At 40.1% G+C, this 17,706-nt stretch carries 15 protein-coding genes and 2 tRNA genes; 7 read left to right on the top strand and 10 right to left on the bottom strand.

The features are described 5' to 3' along the window. Positions 1-266: 266 nt before the first annotated feature. Entirely contained in the window at positions 267-2,111 is a 1,845-nt protein-coding gene (gene glmS, locus LBQ60_21800; GenBank protein ID MDR2040558.1) for a glutamine--fructose-6-phosphate transaminase (isomerizing), read from the top strand. 29 nt (positions 2,112-2,140) lie between these two features. On the opposite strand, the gene hisB is transcribed toward glmS, so the two are convergent. Further along, complete coding sequence (gene hisB / locus LBQ60_21795; protein ID MDR2040557.1) at positions 2,141-3,259, bottom strand: bifunctional histidinol-phosphatase/imidazoleglycerol-phosphate dehydratase HisB; 1,119 nt, start codon at positions 3,257-3,259, stop codon at positions 2,141-2,143. A 93-nt stretch (positions 3,260-3,352) separates the two neighbouring features. Here hisB and LBQ60_21790 point away from each other — a divergent pair, with 93 nt between their 5' ends. Next, complete coding sequence (locus LBQ60_21790; GenBank protein ID MDR2040556.1) at positions 3,353-3,547, top strand: hypothetical protein; 195 nt, start codon at positions 3,353-3,355, stop codon at positions 3,545-3,547. An 80-nt stretch (positions 3,548-3,627) separates the two neighbouring features. Here the strand turns inward: LBQ60_21790 and LBQ60_21785 are convergent, their stop codons facing one another. Together LBQ60_21785 and LBQ60_21780 are read right to left on the bottom strand one after the other, a co-directional pair. Next, positions 3,628-4,620: a class II fructose-1,6-bisphosphate aldolase gene (locus LBQ60_21785; GenBank protein MDR2040555.1), complete on the bottom strand. Its 993-nt coding sequence runs from the start codon at positions 4,618-4,620 to the stop codon at positions 3,628-3,630. A 141-nt stretch (positions 4,621-4,761) separates the two neighbouring features. After that, the gene (locus tag LBQ60_21780) at positions 4,762-5,409 is read right to left on the bottom strand and encodes a flavodoxin family protein (GenBank protein MDR2040554.1); all 648 of its coding nucleotides are present in this window, start codon (positions 5,407-5,409) and stop codon (positions 4,762-4,764) included. A gap of 343 nt (positions 5,410-5,752) precedes the next feature. On the opposite strand from LBQ60_21780, the gene LBQ60_21775 reads away from it, so the two are divergent. Further along, positions 5,753-6,271 (top strand): hypothetical protein, encoded by a 519-nt coding sequence (locus tag LBQ60_21775; GenBank protein MDR2040553.1) that lies wholly within the window; start codon positions 5,753-5,755, stop codon positions 6,269-6,271. A 178-nt stretch (positions 6,272-6,449) separates the two neighbouring features. Here the strand turns inward: LBQ60_21775 and LBQ60_21770 are convergent, their stop codons facing one another. From LBQ60_21770 to LBQ60_21755, 4 genes are all read right to left on the bottom strand, one after another. Then, positions 6,450-8,222 carry an ABC transporter ATP-binding protein/permease gene (locus LBQ60_21770; protein MDR2040552.1) on the bottom strand — a complete coding sequence of 591 codons (1,773 nt, stop codon included), beginning with the start codon at positions 8,220-8,222 and terminating at the stop codon, positions 6,450-6,452. 14 nt (positions 8,223-8,236) lie between these two features. Beyond that, a complete protein-coding gene (locus LBQ60_21765; protein ID MDR2040551.1) occupies positions 8,237-9,961 on the bottom strand; it encodes an ABC transporter ATP-binding protein/permease in 1,725 nt (574 codons plus the stop codon). 268 nt (positions 9,962-10,229) lie between these two features. Then, positions 10,230-10,316, bottom strand: a tRNA-Leu gene (locus LBQ60_21760). A gap of 10 nt (positions 10,317-10,326) precedes the next feature. After that, a tRNA-Leu gene (locus LBQ60_21755) sits at positions 10,327-10,410 on the bottom strand. Between the two features lie 185 nt (positions 10,411-10,595). On the opposite strand from LBQ60_21755, the gene rpsA reads away from it, so the two are divergent. The 4 genes from rpsA to LBQ60_21735 all read left to right on the top strand — a co-directional run bounded on the left by rpsA (position 10,596) and on the right by LBQ60_21735 (position 15,430). Further along, the gene (gene rpsA, locus LBQ60_21750; protein ID MDR2040550.1) at positions 10,596-12,791 is read left to right on the top strand and encodes a 30S ribosomal protein S1; all 2,196 of its coding nucleotides are present in this window, start codon (positions 10,596-10,598) and stop codon (positions 12,789-12,791) included. A gap of 29 nt (positions 12,792-12,820) precedes the next feature. Then, positions 12,821-13,165, top strand: coding sequence for an STAS domain-containing protein (locus LBQ60_21745; protein MDR2040549.1), 345 nt, complete (start codon positions 12,821-12,823; stop codon positions 13,163-13,165). Positions 13,166-13,275: 110 nt separating this feature from the next. After that, positions 13,276-14,208: a ribonuclease Z gene (locus LBQ60_21740; GenBank protein MDR2040548.1), complete on the top strand. Its 933-nt coding sequence runs from the start codon at positions 13,276-13,278 to the stop codon at positions 14,206-14,208. A 67-nt stretch (positions 14,209-14,275) separates the two neighbouring features. Next, positions 14,276-15,430, top strand: a complete 1,155-nt coding sequence (locus LBQ60_21735) for a HAMP domain-containing histidine kinase (protein ID MDR2040547.1) — start codon at positions 14,276-14,278, stop codon at positions 15,428-15,430. Here the strand turns inward: LBQ60_21735 and folE are convergent. The 3 genes from folE to LBQ60_21720 all read right to left on the bottom strand — a co-directional run bounded on the left by folE (position 15,427) and on the right by LBQ60_21720 (position 17,492). After that, complete coding sequence (gene folE / locus LBQ60_21730) at positions 15,427-15,996, bottom strand: GTP cyclohydrolase I FolE (GenBank protein MDR2040546.1); 570 nt, start codon at positions 15,994-15,996, stop codon at positions 15,427-15,429. The two genes, LBQ60_21735 and folE, sit on opposite strands and share 4 nt — an antisense overlap. Beyond that, positions 15,989-16,411, bottom strand: a complete 423-nt coding sequence (locus tag LBQ60_21725; GenBank protein ID MDR2040545.1) for a 6-carboxytetrahydropterin synthase — start codon at positions 16,409-16,411, stop codon at positions 15,989-15,991. Before LBQ60_21725 ends, folE begins: the two co-directional genes overlap by 8 nt. A gap of 226 nt (positions 16,412-16,637) precedes the next feature. Then, on the bottom strand, positions 16,638-17,492 hold the full coding sequence (locus LBQ60_21720; protein MDR2040544.1) for an autotransporter outer membrane beta-barrel domain-containing protein: 855 nt from the start codon (positions 17,490-17,492) through the stop codon (positions 16,638-16,640). Between the last annotated feature and the right edge of the window lie 214 nt (positions 17,493-17,706).

The raw sequence follows: 17,706 nt of genomic DNA, 5'->3' as shown, positions 1-17,706 counted from the left end.
CAAAACAAATTTTGTAAAGGAAAAATTTCATTTATTTATTGTGATTTTTATTAAACTACTGTTATGTAGATAATTATTATATGATAAATATATTAAATATGGATACTGACTGAAAAATAGCTTTAATCTTCTTGAAAATACACTATTGTTTTTACCTTTGACCTGTTTCTAATGGTTATTGTCCTTGAATCTTTGTGATATGATTATAATATGAAAGAAAAAGGACATGAATTTTTAAAAAATGAAAGTTAAGTTATTTTAATAATATGTGTGGAATTGTTGGATATATTGGAAATCAGGAAGCTTACCCTATCCTGATAAAAGGACTTCATAGACTGGAATATCGTGGGTATGACAGTGCAGGAATTGCGCTCTTGAATCAACAGGGTAATCTGAATATATGCAAAGCTAAAGGGAGGGTATCCGACCTGGAAGAGTTTTGTGCGAATAAAGATGTATCAGGAACGATAGGAATAGCTCATACACGTTGGGCAACTCATGGTGAACCCAGCAATGTGAACGCGCATCCCCACTATTCGCAGTCGGAAAATCTGGCATTGATACACAATGGTATCATTGAGAACTATGTAGTATTGAAAGAGCAATTATTGAAAAGTGGTTATACTTTCCAGAGCAGTACGGATACGGAAGTATTAATTCAATTGATTGAATTTGTAAAGAATCTGAATCATGTGGACTTACATACAGCGGTTCAGCTTGCACTGAATCAGGTAGTAGGAGCTTATGCTATTGCAATTATTGAAAAAAACAATCCTGACCAGATCATAGCGGCCCGTAAAAGTAGTCCGTTGGTATTGGGTATTGGAGATGATGAATTTTTTATCGCATCGGATGCTTCTCCTATTATTGAATATACCAACAAGGTGATTTATCTGGAAGACGGAGATATAGCCACTGTAAAGCGAAAAACCTCACCTAAAATAGTGACCATAGAGAATATTGAAAAAACTCACGAGATCATACAATTGGAGATGAGTCTGAGCCAACTGGAAAAGGGTGGTTATCCGCATTTCATGTTGAAGGAGATATTCGAACAACCGCGCACTTTACGTGACTGTATGCGGGGTCGGATCAATGTAGCATGTGACAATGCGGTACTTTCAGGTATTATCGATAACCGGGAACGTTTTCTGAATGCCAGGCGGATCATTATCCTGGCTTGTGGGACATCCTGGCATGCCGGGCTCATCGGTGAATATCTTTTTGAAGAGTTTTGCAGGATTCCGGTGGAAGTCGAGTACTCTTCGGAATTCCGGTACCGGAATCCGGTTATTTATCCGGATGATATTGTCATTACGATTTCCCAATCAGGGGAAACGGCTGATACTCTTGCAGCCATCGAGCTAGTGAGAAAATCCGGTGCTTTTGTTTACGGGATCTGCAATGTGGTCGGTTCATCTATTCCCAGAAATACCGATTCGGGTTCGTATACCCATGTAGGTCCGGAAATTGGCGTTGCATCAACCAAGGCATTTACCGCTCAGTTAATGGTATTATCTATTATGGCATTATGCGTTGGCCGTGAAAAGAAAACCATATCAGAAAAACGTTTTGTTGATTTATTACACGAGTTGAATTCGATTCCGGAAAAGATAGAACAGATACTACTATCAAATGAGAAAATAAGGGAATTATCAAATATTTTCACCTATGCCCATAATTTTATTTATCTCGGACGGGGATATAATTATCCGGTTGCGTTGGAAGGTGCATTGAAATTAAAGGAAATATCCTATATCCATGCCGAAGGTTATCCGGCAGCTGAAATGAAACACGGGCCTATTGCGCTTATTGATAGTGAAATGCCTGTTGTAGCCATAGCTACGGACAATGGTATGTATGAAAAAGTAATCAGTAACATACAGGAGATCAAGGCAAGAAATGGACGGGTCATTGCCATTGTCAGTGAAAATGATATGGTCGTTAAAAATATTGCTGATTATGTGATCGAGGTTCCTGCAACTGAAGATTGTTTCGATCCTTTACTGGTGACTGTTCCATTGCAATTGTTGTCCTATCATATTGCTGTGAATAAGAAACGGGATGTAGATATGCCTCGTAACCTTGCCAAATCGGTTACAGTAGAATAAAGTCGTGGTTATTGTCGTGTGATCGTTTATCAGAGGGTTCCTTTTGTGCTGGGGAGTTCAAAATGATAGATATCCCTACGGATAGCCATTTTCAATGCACGGGCCAGCGCTTTGAAAGTGCCTTCTATTTTATGGTGTTCATTTTCTCCTTCTGCCTTGATATTAAGGTTCATTTTGGCTGCGTCACTCAAAGATTTGAAGAAATGTAAAAACATCTCTGTAGGCATATCGCCCACCTTCTCCCGCTTATATTCAGCATTCCACACAAGCCAGGGCCTTCCGCCAAAATCAAGGGCAACCGAACAAAGGCAGTCATCCATGGGAAGCGAAAAGCCATATCGCTCTATACCTCTTTTGCTGCCCAAAGCATTATATAAAGCTTCACCCAACGCAATAGCCGTATCTTCGATGGTGTGGTGTTCATCCACATTCAGATCGCCTTTCGTGTGAATAGTTAAATCCATGCCCGAATGTTTTCCGATCTGTTCGAGCATATGGTCGAAAAAATTCAAACCTGTATGAATATCGCATACCCCGTTTCCATCCAGGTTAATTTCCACATGGATGTCTGTTTCTTTTGTGGTACGTTGAATAACAGCACGCCGCTCCTTTGCAAAAAGGATTTCAGCAACCTTATCCCAATCGGTAGTAGCAAGAATACAGGTCTCATGTAATTCCGGATGATCTTTGAGAAGTGCTCCGTCATTCAATAAAATAGCTTTACAGCCCAGGTTCTTAGCTAATTCAATGTCGGTGACCCGGTCGCCGATGACAAATGAGTGGGTCAGGTCATATTCGGGAGGCAGGTATTTGCAGAACATTCCCGTACCCGGTTTTCGGGTCGGTTTGTTCTCGTCAGGAAAAGAACGGTCTATCAGGATATCATCGAAAATGATCCCTTCATTCGCAAATGTTTGTATGATTTTGTTTTGTGCCGGCCAAAATGTTTCTTCTGGAAATGAGGCGCTACCTAAGCCATCCTGGTTGGTCGCCATCACCCATTCAAAATCCAGCTTTTTTTGTATGAAGTATAAATTCCGGAATACCTTGGGATAGAATTCCAGTTTTTCCAGACTGTCTAATTGGTAGTCAACGGGTGGTTCTATGACTAATGTCCCATCTCTGTCAAGTATTAAGACTCTCTTCATACCTTAATTGGATAAATATTTTTGAAAAAAATACAATAATCGAAATAAAAACTCGTTTTTCAAGTAAAGTTTTACTTAAAATTTATGTTGCCTATGGCTAAGAAATTTACTCTTCTGTTTTTATCACAGCATTATTCCGGTTCACAACAAACACAAGCCTGTTATAATAACCAGGCATTAATGGACGCCGATATTGCTGGCTTTTTTCAACAAGCGGAACAACCGGTACGTAAAGAAATTCTTGAGCGGATATATTCAATCGCGTCACAGGCTATTGCGAACAGGTAATATAGCTGGTTGAAAAACGGATAAATAAAAACCTTTCCTATGCAGGAAAGGTTTTTATTTATTATTTTAATATAAAAATCTTAGGCCTTTCCTGCGCTACCCAGTACACTTTTTACTTTATGAATATAAAGTTTTTTCAACGAATCGCGGGCAGGACCTAAATATTTACGAGGATCAAATTCGGCTGGCTGAAGAGCAAAAACCTCACGTACTGCAGCTGTCATAGCCAAACGACCATCACTGTCGATATTAATTTTACATACAGCCGATGAAGCAGCCTTGCGCAACTGTTCTTCGGGAATGCCGATCGCATCTTTAAGTTTACCTCCATATTGATTAATGGTAGCGACAAGATCCTGTGGAACCGAAGAAGCACCATGCAATACGATAGGGAATCCTGGTATCCGTTTTTCAATTTCTTCCAGGATATCAAAACGCAACGGCGGAGGAACCAGAATACCGTCGGCATTACGGGTACACTGTTCAGGTTTGAATTTGTTGGCTCCGTGCGAAGTGCCGATTGAAATAGCCAGCGAATCAACGCCTGTTTTCTTTACAAAGTCTTCTACCTGGTCCGGTTCGGTATAAGTGTGGTGTTCTGCGACAACGTCATCTTCTATACCGGCCAATACACCTAATTCACCTTCAACGGTAACATCATATTTATGTGCGTACTCTACTACCTTTGCAGTTAATTCCACATTTTTATCATACGGATGATGAGATCCGTCGATCATTACTGATGAAAAGCCATACTCAATACATGACTGGCATAGTTCAAAAGTATCACCATGGTCCAGATGGAGAACGATGGGAATATTGTATCCAAGTTCTTTGGCATACTCAACAGCTCCCTGAGCCATATAACGAAGTAATGTTTGGTTAGCATACTTACGTGCGCCGCTCGAAACCTGTAAAATAACAGGTGATTTTGTCTCAACACATGCAGAAACAATGGCTTGTAGCTGCTCCATATTATTGAAATTGAATGCCGGGATGGCATATCTACCTTTAAAGGCCTTATCGAATATTTCTTTCGAATTAACCAAGCCTAAATCTTTGTATGAAACCATGATGTTATTATTAAATGATAAGATAATTACTAAATAAAGCACAAAAATAATAATAAAAATCAATTGATGGGGAATTATCTGTTTGATTTATTGTCACGATAACTCAATGGTTGGATATTTATCCTGACAGATATTCGGAAGCTATTCTCCGGAAACTATCTTTCGGCCCAATTCAAAAGCTTTTTGGCGATCAATAGGGAACTGTGTCTTCCTGATATGATCCTTATGCTTTTCATCGAAGCGTGCAGCTGCATATTTGTGGTAATCGTCGAATTGGTACGTATCTCCAATGATCAGTTGTTCGAATGTGCCTCCAAGATTCCGCATATATCTTTCATTGGTGGCAAAAATATACCCGTAACCTCTCCTTATTGCTTCTTCATAATCAAGGTTCATTGTATAAATGAACGCACTGTGGATTTTTCCGGCAAAATTTCTGTTGCTGTCTTCATAAGATAATAACGGAAAAAGCAGTCGTTCAAGGAAACAACGGGTCATTCCGGTTACTTGTCCCAAATATATGGGAGATCCGCATATAACAGCATCACTGCTTAATATCTTTTCGAGAATGGGTGAAAGATGATCTTTTAGCGTACACTTCCATTTACATGTAGCATTTTTATGTTTACATGCAAAACAACTGTTGCAACCTTTGTACTCAAAATCATACAGGTGGATGGTCTCGGTTTCAGCCCCTGATTCTCTGACTCCTTTTGCAGCTTCATCAAGTAATATTGATGTATTGAATTTTTTGCGTGGTCCACCATTGATTATCATCACTCTTTTCATATGATATATTATTTTTATGTACGTATGGAACTCAGCATGTTAAATTTCCTTATGGCGTAAATCTCTGATTTACATGCTTCGTTTCATAGGAATACAATCATTGATTGGTAATATATTGAATTTTACGCGTTTAATTTCTAATGCCATGCGGCTGGCTGGGAGCAAATTTCGTTGATTTTTGGTAAATAATGTTAAATAAGATAGGAAAAGTGTGATCAACTGCTATAATTTTAGATATATTTGTATAGAATATAGGATGCGCCTCGGACATTTGCAAGCAAGCTTGTAATACCTCCCGGCTTTCACTATTTTATGTAATAAAAAGTAACATGCTATTGGATCAATGATGTTGAAAAGTCTGGCTATAGTAGTTTTGGTGATCGGGATGATGTCCTGTCATTCTAATCCGTTGCCTTTGCAGGAAAAGGCAGAAATCCTTGTGAAAGAGTGGGGTGAGTCGACATATCCCTATCCCAATAGTTATGATTCCATTACCTTTACTCAGGTAGATAGTTTGTTTTCCACCTATTCGGATGACCCTGCTTTTGTATTTATATCCGATTCCATAGAATTATGGTTATCGAAGAGTAATATACATAAGAATAAAGCCGGATTATGGAGCGATAAAGATGAAGAAACGGCGATTTCCTATATGCGGTTATCCCAACTGGAAATAAAATATGCGGAACGGCTGATCGGGTTAAAAGATAACTTTAAGGCCAGATATAAAAGCGAACATATCGGTTGGAAAATACGAAATAAATATCAGGTGAAGGACTTATATGGTGTCGTTGAGACAAGTAATCGTCTGTTTTACTTTGATAAGGAGATGAATGGGATTACGGAATCCTTTAAAGAATAAAGGTTGGGATGCCCTGGAAAGTATTTTATAATCAGTAAAGGCAGCTATTGTATCCCGTATAAGTAAAATCCATATTTTAAAATTATATATTCGTTAATGGGATCAATAAAGATCCTGTTGATAGAATATCATGTTGTATTTTTGTAATACCGTTTTGTAAATCGTTCAATTCAATAGCCTATGCAAATTGGTTGCGGTAGAGGTGATAGTATATGCCTTGTTTTTCCATAAGTTGGGTGTGACTGCCTTCTTCTGCTATTTCCCCGTTCTCGAGTACCAGTATGCGGTCGAGATTACGCACTGTGGATAGACGATGAGCTATCACAAAGCTGGTACGTCCTTCCATCAGTTTATCCAGACCTTCCTGTATCAGGGTTTCACTACGTGTATCTATGTTGCTGGTAGCTTCGTCCAACAGGAGTATAGCCGGGTCGGAAACTGCTGCCCGCGCAATATTGAGTAACTGACGTTGCCCCTGACTCAGGTTTTCCCCGTCATTCTCCAAAATGGTTTCATATCCTTGGGGTAATCGTTTGATGAACGAATGTGCTGAGGTCAGTTTTGCCGCTTCTATTACATCTTCACGGGTGGCTTTGGGTTTTCCGAAACGGATATTTTCGGTTACCGTTCCCGTGAAAAGATGGGTGTCCTGTAATACTATAGCCAGCGAGCTCCGCAGATCGCGTCGGACAATATTTTTTATCGGTATGCCGTCTATGGTGATGTCTCCCTTATCGATATCATAAAACCGGGGCAACAGGTTGAGTATAGTGGTTTTCCCCGCACCCGTCGATCCCACAAGGCCAATTCGTTCACCTGGCCGGGCATGCAATGAGATATTTTTAAGCACCGGTTTTTCAGGATCATAACTGAACCAAACACCGGTGAGGCAGATATCACCCTTCACTTCGTTAATGACAAGGTGGACGGCATCTTTGGGGTCAGCAGGTTCTGATGGCTGGTCCAGTATATCAAAGACTCGTTCGGCGCCTGCAATAGCGGACTGGATATTGTTATAGAGCGATGCAATATCGGTAATCGGACGTCCGAACTGGCGTGAGTACTGCAAAAATGCGGCAAGGCCACCCACGTCAAACCCTCTGTATATAGCCAACAATGCGCCGACAATAGTGACCACTACAAAATTAAGCGTGTTGAAGTTCTGCATGATGGGCATCATCATTCCCGAGAAAAGCTGGGCTTTACGTGATTTTTCATACAGGGTTTTGTTCCGCACATCGAATTCCCCTTCTACTTTCTTCTCTTGTCCGAATATTTTAATCACTTTCTGGCCGCTGATCATTTCTTCTATATAGCCATTCACGTCACCGATCGTATTTTGTTGGGCCGTAAAATATTTACGGCTTCTTTTAGCGATGATATTTACGAAAAGAAGCATGACCGGCACTATAATGAACATCGAGAGCGTTAATAATGGACTTATGATGAGCATCAGTACGAGAATACCTGTGAGAGACAGCACTGCTGAGATCATATCGGCGAGATTGTCGGTAAGTACTTCACTTATGCGGTCCATGTCGTTGGTATAACGACTCATCAGGTCACCGTGAGGATGTGTGTCGAAATACTTCACCGGTAGCGTCTCCATCTTGGTAAATAACTCCATACGAAGGCGAGCGGCTGTTTTCTGGCCTATCCTGTTCAGCATCCTGTATTGTATGAATGCTGCCACCACTCCTGCCAGATAAATGCCGGCCAGGATGACCAGCATGCGCAGCAGTCCAGGTATATCGCCGGGCATGATATAATCGTTGATTATAGGGCGCAGCATATAAGAACCCAGCAGGCTACATGCGATCGAGATCACAACCAGCACCATTACAACCGATAGCTTACCTTTCGAGTCGCCAAGGTATGCGGCCAGCCTGAGGAAAGTTTTTTTACCTTCCTTCGGTTTTACATAACCTTTATTTTTACCGCCGTGAGCCATCTGCTTTATCCTTTTTAAAACGCCATTTGTTGCGAGTAGACAATTTCCCTGTAAATCCGCGATTGTTCATGCAGCTTTTCAGGCGTATCAAACGATTCTATCGTGCCGTCGTCGAGTACCAGCACTTTATCAGCCCCTTCCATAGTTTTTACTCTTTGGGTGGCAATGAATACCGTTGTGTCTCCCAGATATTCTTTCAGTCCGGAGCGCATTTTTTTTTCCGTGTCGGTATCTACTGCGCTGGTGCTGTCGTCAAGTATCAGGATTTTTGGCCGGGCAATCAGTGAGCGCGCTATACAGATACGTTGTTTCTGGCCGCCCGAAACGTTTACTCCGCCACGACCCAGTACAGTTGAGTAACCATTGGGGAAAGACATGATGAAATCGTGAGCCTGGGCGGCTTTGGTAGCCTCCATTATTTCTTCAATTGTTGCATCTTTCTTGCCCCAGCGAATATTCTCTTCTATTGTTCCGCTGAAAAGTACGTTCTTCTGAAGCACCATTCCGACTTTATGATGTAGTTCATCCAGCAGATAATTACGGACATCGTGGCCGTCCACCCACACCGATCCGTCTGAGGCGTCGTAAAGCCTTGGTATAAGCTGCAGCAGGGTGCTCTTACCTGAACCGGTGGCCCCGACAATTGCGATTGTCTGTCCCTGGGATACGTCGAAGTTTATATTATACAATACGTCAGTGCCGGCGCCGGCGTAACGGAAGTTTACGTTTTTGAAGCTTACGCTGCCTTGTGTGATTTTGTTGTTGTCTGTCACACTTTTAGGACTATCTTTCAGTGATGATTCTGTGTCCAGTACTTCCAGGATACGGTCGGATGAAGCTGATGCACGTGCTATATTCATGATGATCATAGACATCATCATGAGCGACATAAGGATTTGCATGAGGTAGTTAACCAGCGAAACCAGTTCACCCACCTTAAGGTTGCCACTTGCGACCTGGGTACCACCTGCCCAAAGCACCACTATCACCGAGAGGTTCAGCACCAGCTGCATTACCGGGAATATGGTCACAATGATATTTGCAGCCCTTATCGACACATCCTGCAGGTCCTTATTGCTTGCCGAGAATTTACGGGATTCATAACGTTCGCGGACGAATGATTTCACTACACGTATATTGATGAGGTTTTCCCTGACCACGGCATTCAGGCTATCCACTTTCTTCTGCATGCGCAGGAAGTACGGGAAGCCTTTCTTTAGTATGAAATATACAGCTATGCCGAGGATTGGAATTGACGCGGCTACTATAATAGCCAGCCCTGAGTTGATGCGAAGCACATAAACGAATGCCATGATAAGCATCATTGGCGAACGGAACATAATGCGCAGGCCGAGTAATACTACCTGCTGTATCCGGGTGATGTCGTTCGTCAGCCTTGTTATAAGTGATGCAGAATTGAATTTGTCGATCTCTGCGAAGGAAAGCGTTTGGATTTTGTTGAACAGAAGAGTCCTCAGGTCGGTTGCGAACCCCACGGAGGTGTTCGACGAAATGTATACATTGGTAATGTTTGCTGCAAGCCCCAGCAATGATATACCCACCATGTAAAGTCCTACGCGGGTGATAATGTCTATATCTTTGAGCATGACCCCATCATCCACTATTCGTGCCATCAACATAGGTTGTAGCGTTTCACATACTACGAAAACCAATACCAGAAGCGGACAGAGTATAAGACTCCACCAATACTTCCGTAATATTTGCCAGTATTTCTTCATTTTTCAGATGCCGGGTTGCATGGTCTTCAAAAAGTGCAGGTATTAATTTTGCAAAAATATCAAATAAGATGCCAGATACCGAAATATCGGGTTATAACTGAAAATTATTATTGGTACTTTTAGGATGCTGTTAAACAAAATAATAATTTAGTACATATTAGATCGTGTTTAACGTATTAAAATGTGTTGATATGTCTGGAGAAATTTTATTAGATTCCTGTAAGAAAAAAAATACCAAGGAATTGACGATCAACTTCTTGGTATTTTGTGGTGCCCAGGACGAGACTCGAACTCACACGGGCTATCGCCCACTACCCCCTCAAAGTAGCGTGTCTACCAATTCCACCACCTGGGCTGGAATTTTGTACCCAGAACAGGACTCGAACCTGCACATCCTTGCGGACACTAGTCCCTGAAACTAGCGTGTCTACCAATTCCACCATCTGGGCATTCTTTTGAGGCTGCAAAAGTAGCTATTTTTTCTTTTGAAAAAATGTTTCAAGGAAAAAATCTATAAGTTTTTTCTAAAAACATGATTTTTATGTGGAAAATATGGTAAATATTTTTACCTTTGCAAATTCAAAATAAACAACATAAAGTCTAATTCATTAATTTTTTAACACAAGTTTTTTTAATGACAACACATTCAAAATCGGAAGAGCTGGAAAAAGAGCTCGAAATGGAAAATAATCAAGTATTGGCTGAAGAAGCTGTAGCAGAATCTGAAACTGTAATTCCGGAAGAGGAAGATGTTACAGAAGAAGAGGAAGACTTTGAAGATGAAGGTGCAGAAGAAGTAGTTCAGGAAATCAAGAAAATTAAAAAAGAAAGTGTATCCCTTGAGAATTTTAATTGGGATACTTATTCAAATGTTCCTAATGTTTATTCGGAAGGTGAACGTTCCCAGATGGAAGCGATGTATGATAAAACATTATCATCCATCACCGAAAATGAAATCATTGACGGAACGGTAATTGCCATGAACAAACGTGAAGTGGTAATAAACATCGGCTTTAAATCGGAAGGTGTTGTCAGCATGAATGAATTTCGCTACAGACCCGACCTTAAGGTAGGTGATACTGTAGAAGTATATGTTGAAAGTTCGGAAGATAAGAAAGGACAGTTAATTTTATCTCATCGTACGGCACGTTCTATGCGTTCATGGGATAGGGTTAACCAGGCTCTTGAAAATGATGAGGTAATCACAGGTTATATCAAGTGTCGTACGAAGGGTGGTATGATTGTAGATGTCTTTGGCATTGAGGCTTTCTTACCCGGATCGCAAATTGATGTAAAACCGATTCGTGATTATGACGTTTTTGTTGGTAAGACAACAGATTTCAAGATTGTTAAGATCAATCATGAATTCAAAAATGTTGTGGTTTCACATAAAGCATTGATTGAAGCTGAATTGGAACAACAAAAAGCGGAAATTATTTCTAAACTGGAAAAAGGACAGGTACTTGAAGGTACTGTTAAGAATATAACCTCATACGGGGTATTCATTGATCTGGGAGGTGTTGACGGATTGATACACATTACCGATCTTTCCTGGGGACGTGTTTCGCATCCCGAAGAAGTGGTCGAACTGGATCAGAAATTGAATGTGGTGATCCTTGATTTTGATGATGCAAAAAAGAGGATAGCCCTTGGATTGAAGCAATTGACGCCGCATCCGTGGGATGCTCTTGATCCGAATCTTAAAGTAGGGGATACGGTTTCCGGAAAAGTAGTGGTGATTGCTGATTATGGCGCATTTGTTGAAATATCTCCTGGTGTGGAAGGTTTGATCCACGTATCGGAAATGTCATGGTCGCAACATTTAAGAAGTGCACAGGAATTCCTGAAAGTAGGGGATACCATTGAAGCACAGGTATTGACATTGGATCGTGAAGACCGGAAAATGTCGCTGGGTATCAAACAACTCAAAGCTGATCCCTGGGATCAGATCGATGAGAAATACAGTATCGGGTCTAAACATGTTGCCAAAGTCCGTAACTTTACTAATTTTGGTGTATTTGTAGAGATTGAAGAAGGTGTTGATGGCTTGATCCACATTTCAGATCTGTCATGGACGAAGAAAGTAAAACATCCTTCTGAATTTACACAAATAGGTGAGGATATCGATGTTGTCGTTCTTGAAATTGACAAGGAAAATCGCCGTTTGAGTCTGGGTCACAAGCAACTGGAAGAAAATCCGTGGGATGTTTTTGAAAGCATATTTACCGTGGACTCTATCCATGAAGGTACGGTTGTGGAGATTTTCGACAAGGGAGCCATCATTGCACTTCCATATGGTGTAGAAGGATTTGTAACTCCGAAACATTTGGTGAAGGAAGATGGTACTTCTGCTAAGTTGGATGAAAAGTTAGACTTTAAAGTAATAGAGTTTAATAAATCATCAAAACGTATCATTTTGTCCCATAGCCGTGTGTTTGAAGATTTGAGGAAGGATACAAGTGTTACTTCTACAGGTAAGCAACGTTCAGCCGGTGATGAAACCAAGATGGCAGCTAAAAAGTTGAAAGCTTCCCTCGAAAAGACCACTTTTGGTGATATATCTGAATTAGCAGCTTTGAAGGAAGAGATGGAAGCAACAGAGAAGAAAAGCCGTAAGAAAAAGGCAGCAACTTCTGAGGAAGAGGCTCCCGCTCCCGTGAAGGCTAAAAAATCAGATGCACCTGCAGAAGAAGTAAATGAAGCCCCTGAAGAAAAAGTGGCTGAAGAAGAAAAACCTGTAGAAGCAAATGATGAAAATGTAGAAGGGAATGCTGATGTGCCGGAGAAGAAGTCAAGAAAAAAGGCTGCTCCTAAATCAGATAAAGAATAATATTCAAACAATGCTAAAAAATTTCAGTTATGGATTTTAAAGTAGAACAACAACCTAATTATACATTAATCAGGGTTTTGCAAGAGAAATTGGATACACATATTGCACCAAACCTTAAATCCGAATTAGTGCTGATATCTGGTAATGGTGAAAAGAATGTAATTCTTGATTTGAGCAAATGCCGTTATTGTGACTCTTCTGGCTTGAGCTCAATTCTCGTAGCCAACCGGTTGTGTAAAAATGCCGGGGGCGTGTTCGTTTTAACCGGACTGAATGATGCCGTTGAACGTTTAATTACCATTTCCCAACTTGACACGGTGTTGAACATCACTTCCTCTATTGAGGATGCGGTAGCATTGATTGAAAAGGCTTAATAGCTAAATGTTATAATATGAATCGGTGACCATAGCCTTGATAAAGGGTTATTGGTTACCGATTTATTTAATTTATAGACCTTCATAATTGTAAATGAAGGATAATAAGGATGGTATTTTCAGTAACAATTTTGGGTAGTGGTGCAGCATTGCCGACATCACAGCGGTTTCCTTCGGCACAGGCGCTACAATTAGGAGAGTGCCTGTATTTAATTGATTGTGCAGAAGGAACACAGATACAACTCCGGCGTTTTCATTTAAAGATAAATCAATTAAAAGCAATATTCATCTCCCATTTACATGGTGATCATGTATTTGGTCTTCCCGGTTTACTGTCTTCCCTTAATTTATTGGGACGTACTGAACCACTGGATATTTTTGGACCGGTCCAGGTAGATGAGTGGTTGACCGCACAATCGAAATTCTTTACACCATTATTATTTCCTGTTCATTTTCACGTATCAACAGGGAATGAACCTGAAATGGTCTATGAGAACAAACATTTTTCCGTAGTATCCTTTCCGTTGAAACACCGTATCCCAACCAGGGGATATTTATTCAGGGAGAAAACGAAACCATTGAATATCCGGAAAGATATGATCTCGTTTTATCAGATCCCGTTACGGGATATACTGGCGATTAAAGAAGGCGGGGATTTTCTTACGGAAGAAGGAAAAGTAATTCCTAACCGCAAATTAACCCACCCTCCTTTACCTGTTCGTTCTTATGCCTATTGCTCCGATACTGTTTATCTGGAACATTTACATGAAATTGTGCAGCATGTGGATTTGCTTTATCATGAAGCAACTTATGCCAATGATGAAAGGGAACGGTCGAAAGAAACTTTTCATGCTACGGCTGAAGAGGCTGCTAAAGTTGCTAAAGCAGCCAATGCAGGCAAGTTGGTGATAGGGCATTTTTCATCTCGCTATAGGGATACAGTACAACACTTGCAGGAGGCCCGCGCTATTTTTGAAAATACAGAAGCGGCCGAAGATGGAAAGACTTTTGAGATAAAGCAGGAACGTAGGTTGACGCAATAAAATAATTGCATACACGTTTAATAGATATGCTTTATTATAGTAATCTTTTTAAATCGTTGTATGTAAGATGAATATATACAATTTGCGATCCAAATGGAAGATATTTCTTTTCATTTGTGCCATAGCTATTGGGCTCGGTTCGTTATTATATACCGATTACCTGATTAGAAAACTGGCGGCCGAAGAAAGGAAAAAAATTGAATTATGGGCTGAAGCTAACCGTATGGTGGTAAAAGCAGATATCGAAGATCCTAATCTTGAATTTTATCTTCAGGTGATTGAAGATAATACAACTATTCCGGTCATTCAGGTCGATAAAGACATGAATATTCTTGATTTCATGAATCTTGATCCTAAAAAAACACAAAATCAGAATTATGTGCTTCAACAACTGGAGCATATGAAAAGTAAACATAAGCCGATCACCATAAGCTTCTATGACCATGTACAGTATCTTTACTATGATGACTCTTCTATTCTTTATCAATTATCTTATTATCCCTATATTCAGTTAGGAATCATTATGTTGTTTGTAGGGATTGCATACTTTGCATTCAATACATCACGTAAATCCGAACAAAATCAGGTTTGGGTCGGGCTTTCGAAAGAAACGGCCCATCAGTTAGGTACTCCGATCTCTTCACTGCTGGCTATTACTGAAATGTTAAAAATGCAGGTAGAAGACCAGTCTTTGGTCAATGAGTTGGAGAAGGATGTTAATCGGCTTAACGCCATAACAGAACGTTTTTCGAAAATAGGATCAAAACCCGCTACTCCGATGACAGATCTTGGTCAGGCAATTGATCGAAGCTTGAATTATATCCGGAAGCGTTCATCCGATAAAGTAACTATTTGCTTTGATCCTCCTGCTGATCCTGTTATGGTACCGTTGAGCGAATCTCTTTTTAGTTGGGTCATTGAGAATTTATGTAAAAATGCATTGGACGCAATGGTAGGAGGTGCCGGGCAAATCAGCATCGATCTGAAACATTATAAAAACCGGGTAACAGTTGATGTAAGTGATACGGGAAAAGGTATTCCCAAACGAAAATATAAGACGGTTTTTAAACCGGGATATACAACAAAATCGAGAGGGTGGGGGTTAGGACTATCTTTAACCAAACGTATTATAGAAGATTACCATGCCGGTAAAATTTTTGTTTTGCGCTCTGACCCGGAAAAAGGAACCGTATTCCGGATCATATTGAAAACAATAGATTAGTGTAATTTTTTGCCAATCAGATGAATGAATTCTTCACGGGTGCGATGGTCTTTTAAAAATACTCCGGTAAAAGCAGATGTTGTCGTGACTGAATTTTGTTTCTGTACCCCGCGCATCATCATACAAAGATGTTGGGCTTCAATAACAACAGCTACTCCCATAGGGTTGAGCGCTTCCTGAATACAATCACGGATTTCCATGGTAAGGCGTTCTTGCACCTGTAACCGGCGGGAAAAAGCATCCACTACACGTGCTATTTTACTCAGACCCGTAATCTTTCCGTCAGGAATGTAGGCAACGTGGGCTTTCCCGAAAAAAGGCAACATATGATGTTCGCACATAGAATACATTTCTATATCTTTTACAAGGACCATCTGCCGGTAATCTTCATGAAAGAGTGCGGAACAAATAATGTCCCTGGGATTCAGATTATATCCTTCGGTTAAGAATTGGAGCGACTGCGCAATTCTCAGAGGGGTTTTTTCAAGTCCTTCTTTTTGGGGATCGGGTGTGATGGTACGAAGAACTTCTGCATATAGCTGTTGCAGCTGCTCAGTCTTATTCATGTCTGTAATTGATTAGTTCTACAGAGTTATTTTCATTTTCTTCAAGCCGGATACAATGTAAAGAAGCTCCAAGCTTTGCAACAGGAAGTTCAAGTTCTTTCCAAATAGCAATAGCCATATTTTCGGAAGAGGCTATCTTTCCCTGCATGAAATCAACATCCAGATTGATATTTTTATGGTCGATCCTTTCAATAATTCGTTCTTTGATCAGTTTACTCAAATCTTTCAGGTTGATGACATATCCGGTTTCAGGATTGATCTCTCCCTTGACGGTCACATATAAAATATAATTATGTCCATGCCAGTTTGGATTGGAGCATTTTCCGTATGTTTCCGTATTTTTTTCTTCAGTCCATTCAGGACGGAACATCCGGTGGGCGGCGCTAAAGCCTTCTCGACGGGTTAAATAAATCACCAGTTATTATTTTAACGAATTTTGATGCAAAGGAAGCAAAAATGTGTGAATAATTACGGGTTTAAATGCTTACAACGAAAAATACCAGGACACACGACCATTCTGAAACTATATGACACTATGTATCTGGAGCCAATTTCTGAAAATACTAAATATAGGCTTACTCCCTTGATAATGTCTGAATCATCCAGAAAAATTTACACAAAAACTGAATTTCTTCAGGCCTTTAATATGACGGTCTTATTCGGTGAAATGTAAAACCGACAGAAAGATTCAAGGTATTCATATTATCACAATAATCACCTATTTTAACGGGACCATAAGAGGAATATTTTTTAGCATCACGGACAGTTACACGGTTCGGCCAGCCAATGATTCCGGATAATTTTATTCTGGCAGATACCCTTTGAGATAACCTATAATGATACCCTACGGAAAGATCACCTCCAAAAGTATTTGCGGACATATATTTGATACGTTGCCGTTCCAGTATTCCCTCAACGGGCGCATTTTTTTGTATCATCTTTGCCCATCCGAAAGAAGCAGTGAGGAACCAATAATTTTTATTATTTTTTTCCCATATCCTCCAACTCATCAATGGACCGGCATAATGATAAAGAATATCCCCGCCTAAGAGTGACCGAAAATTGTATTTTACACCAAAACCTATATGTTCGTTCGGATAAAGAATCACATCGGCACCTATGTAGAAACCCGTCCGGGCACCGAAATTACTTTTGCTGGTGAGGTCATCCTCTATTTGAAATGTTCCATATTGATGGGTAACACCTGCATCAATGGAGAAATCGGTTATAGGATGTAAAAGAAGCCTGTTGCTTCTGAGACTACGGAATACATTCTTTTCAAGGAACAGGATGGAATCTTTATGTATATAACCTTCCATTTTCCGATTGTTCCTATAAAAAGAGATAAGGTATTTGTCATTTTCGAGTTTGCCTATTCTGCAATTCAGCGTGTCCATACTTTTCGTTACCAACATATCCTGTGCACTTGCAGAAAGGGAAAAGAAGAACGACAAAATTAAAAAAATACGAAAAAAAATTGTGTAGTGCTTTTTCATGAGATTAATTATAGCAGATCTGTAAATATAAATACTTGGTTTGATAGAACAAATAAAAATAAAAAATATCCTGAACCACGGGAATATATCAATTATTTTTGTGATCTTGCTCTATGAAACGTAAAACCGACAGAAAGATTTAACGTATTCATATTATCGCAATAATCGCCAATTTCAAGAGATTTGGAATTGTATGTCGTATATTTTTGAACAT

This window comes from Bacteroidales bacterium (genome assembly GCA_031275285.1).
GTDB lineage: Bacteria > Bacteroidota > Bacteroidia > Bacteroidales > UBA4181 > JAIRLS01.
The sequence above is the reverse complement of the archived record's forward strand: the minus strand, read 5'-3'. Positions and strand labels throughout refer to the sequence as shown.

What these genes read in the sequence shown, in the direction of transcription:
- glmS (MDR2040558.1), top strand. Translation starts at nt 267, where the DNA reads ATGTGTGGAATTGTTGGATATATTGGAAATCAGGAAGCTTACCCTATC.
- hisB (MDR2040557.1), bottom strand. Translation starts at nt 3,259, where the DNA reads ATGAAGAGAGTCTTAATACTTGACAGAGATGGGACATTAGTCATAGAA.
- LBQ60_21790 (MDR2040556.1), top strand. Translation starts at nt 3,353, where the DNA reads ATGGCTAAGAAATTTACTCTTCTGTTTTTATCACAGCATTATTCCGGT.
- LBQ60_21785 (MDR2040555.1), bottom strand. Translation starts at nt 4,620, where the DNA reads ATGGTTTCATACAAAGATTTAGGCTTGGTTAATTCGAAAGAAATATTC.
- LBQ60_21780 (MDR2040554.1), bottom strand. Translation starts at nt 5,409, where the DNA reads ATGAAAAGAGTGATGATAATCAATGGTGGACCACGCAAAAAATTCAAT.
- LBQ60_21775 (MDR2040553.1), top strand. Translation starts at nt 5,753, where the DNA reads ATGATGTTGAAAAGTCTGGCTATAGTAGTTTTGGTGATCGGGATGATG.
- LBQ60_21770 (MDR2040552.1), bottom strand. Translation starts at nt 8,222, where the DNA reads ATGGCTCACGGCGGTAAAAATAAAGGTTATGTAAAACCGAAGGAAGGT.
- LBQ60_21765 (MDR2040551.1), bottom strand. Translation starts at nt 9,961, where the DNA reads ATGAAGAAATACTGGCAAATATTACGGAAGTATTGGTGGAGTCTTATA.
- rpsA (MDR2040550.1), top strand. Translation starts at nt 10,596, where the DNA reads ATGACAACACATTCAAAATCGGAAGAGCTGGAAAAAGAGCTCGAAATG.
- LBQ60_21745 (MDR2040549.1), top strand. Translation starts at nt 12,821, where the DNA reads ATGGATTTTAAAGTAGAACAACAACCTAATTATACATTAATCAGGGTT.
- LBQ60_21740 (MDR2040548.1), top strand. Translation starts at nt 13,276, where the DNA reads ATGGTATTTTCAGTAACAATTTTGGGTAGTGGTGCAGCATTGCCGACA.
- LBQ60_21735 (MDR2040547.1), top strand. Translation starts at nt 14,276, where the DNA reads ATGAATATATACAATTTGCGATCCAAATGGAAGATATTTCTTTTCATT.
- folE (MDR2040546.1), bottom strand. Translation starts at nt 15,996, where the DNA reads ATGAATAAGACTGAGCAGCTGCAACAGCTATATGCAGAAGTTCTTCGT.
- LBQ60_21720 (MDR2040544.1), bottom strand. Translation starts at nt 17,492, where the DNA reads ATGAAAAAGCACTACACAATTTTTTTTCGTATTTTTTTAATTTTGTCG.